This window comes from Lysobacter sp. TAB13 (assembly GCF_052113885.1).
Lineage (GTDB): Bacteria > Pseudomonadota > Gammaproteobacteria > Xanthomonadales > Xanthomonadaceae > Lysobacter > Lysobacter gummosus.
In genome coordinates this window covers 1-456 of record NZ_JBFRDR010000197.1, presented here as the reverse complement: position 1 = coordinate 456, position 456 = coordinate 1, and the positions used below count along the sequence as shown (strand labels likewise).

Sequence of the window (456 nt, the reverse complement as noted above, 5' to 3'; positions counted from 1 at the left end):
GAGTGCGAGCTCCATCCCGCCAGCGACGGCTGGGCCCTCGATGGCGGCAATCACGGGCTTGCCCATCTCCAGCCGCGAGGGGCCCATCGGGCCGCGTGGGGCCGGGCCATCGCCATGGGGAAAGGCCAGTCCCTCGACGATCTCCGTGCGGAAGCGCTCTGCATCGGTGAAGGCCTGCGCATATTTCAGGTCCCAGCCGGCGCAGAAGGCGCCGCCTTCGCCCCAGAACACGATGGCGCCGGTTTCAGGATCGGCGTCGAGCTCACGGAAGGCGGCCGTCAGCGCTTCGGCGCTGTCCGGATCCATTGCATTGCGCGCCTCGATTTGGCTGTGGATGACGGTCGCGACCTTGCCGTCGCGTTCGATGCGGATGGTCATGGGCGGCTCGTTCCCCGTTGCTCGCTGAGCGCAGGCTACAGCCTCCCGCGGCGGCGGCCCCAACCGCTGGACGCATGG

The 456-nt window shown here is 69.3% G+C and carries 1 protein-coding gene; it reads right to left on the bottom strand.

Translation table 11 applies throughout. The features are described from left to right. Positions 1-378: enoyl-CoA hydratase-related protein (locus tag AB4Y92_RS25795; protein WP_441822208.1), on the bottom strand; the 378-nt coding region annotated here is incomplete at its 3' end. Positions 379-456: the final 78 nt, after the last annotated feature.